Origin of the sequence: Kitasatospora sp. NPDC048296 (assembly GCF_043201815.1) — a bacterium.
In the GTDB taxonomy this organism is placed as follows: Bacteria; Actinomycetota; Actinomycetes; order Streptomycetales; family Streptomycetaceae; genus Kitasatospora.
The window spans coordinates 1-1,445 of the sequence record NZ_JBICZB010000215.1; the positions used below are offsets into that span (position 1 = coordinate 1).

1 protein-coding gene is annotated in these 1,445 nt (G+C 72.0%); it reads left to right on the forward strand.

All coding sequences use genetic code 11. The features are described 5' to 3' along the window. Window positions 1–50 precede the first annotated feature (50 nt). Window positions 51–1,445 (forward strand): type I polyketide synthase (locus ACGF12_RS38565; RefSeq protein ID WP_393041333.1); only part of this gene is annotated, 1,395 nt, incomplete at its 3' end.

Below are 1,445 nucleotides of genomic sequence, written 5' to 3' on the forward strand. Positions count from 1 at the left end.
CGGTTGGCTGTTGGATCGATGAGCTATCGTCGCGAAACGGGGATCTGCGAATGACATCGAAGCGTATTCCGGCATGCGATCTGGCGGACGCCGTCGCGATCGTGGGTCTGGCGTGCCGGTTCCCGAAGGCCCCGAACGCGGATGCTTTCTGGCGGCTGCTGCGGGACGGTGTCGATGCCATCGATGAGACCCCGGCCGACCGGTGGGACGCGGACGCGTTCTACGCGCCCGATCCGGCGACGCCCGGGCGCACCCACACCCGCCGGGGCGGATACCTCGACCAGGTCGACCACTTCGACCCCGCGTTCTTCGGCATCTCCCCCCGCGAAGCCGCCGCGATGGACCCCCAGCAGCGCCTCGTCCTGGAGCTGGGCTGGGAGGCGCTGGAGTCCGGCGCGATCGTGCCCGCCGACCTCAAGGGCACCAGGACCGGCATGTTCGTCGGGGCGATCTGGGACGACTACGCGACCCTGACCAACCGGCACGCCGACGACAACACGGGCCACCACACCCTCACCGGCCTGCACCGCAGCATCATCGCCAACCGGGTCTCCTACACCCTCGGCCTGCAGGGCCCCAGCCTGACCGTCGACTCCGGGCAGTCCTCCTCCCTGGTCGCCGTCCACCTCGCCTGCGAGAGCCTGCGCCGCGGTGAGTCCGACCTCGCCCTCGCCGGCGGCGTCAACCTCACCCTCGTCCCGGACAGCACCATCACCTCCGCCAAGTTCGGCGGGCTCTCCCCCGACGGCCGCTGCTTCACCTTCGACGAACGCGCCAACGGCTACGTCCGCGGCGAGGGCGGTGCCGTCGTCGTCCTCAAGCCCCTGGCCCGCGCCACCGCCGACGGCGACCGCATCCTCGCCGTCATCCGCGGCAGCGCCGTCAACAACGACGGCGGCGGTGACACCCTCACCACCCCCAACCAGCACGCCCAGGAACAGGTCCTGCGCGAGGCCTACCGCAACGCCCGCCTCGCCCCCGCCGACGTCCACTACGTCGAACTCCACGGCACCGGCACCCCCCTCGGCGACCCCATCGAAGCCGCCGCCCTCGCCACCGCCCTCACCACCCACCGCCCCACCGGCACCCCCCTGGCCGTCGGCTCCGTCAAGACCAACATCGGCCACCTCGAGGGCGCCGCCGGCATCGCCGGCCTCGTCAAGACCGTCCTCGCCCTCAACCACCACCAGATCCCCCCCACCCTCAACCACCACACCCCCAACCCCCGCATCCCCCTCGACACCCTCAACCTCCACGTCCCCACCACCCTCACCCCCTGGCCCCACCCCGACCAGCCCCACACCGCCGGCGTCTCCGCCTTCGGCATGGGCGGCACCAACGCCCACATCGTCCTCGAACAAGCCCCCGCGCAGGCCGAGTCGGACGACACGACCGACACCGAGGGCACGGCCCCGGCCGTCCTGCCCTGGCTGCTCTCGGGCCGC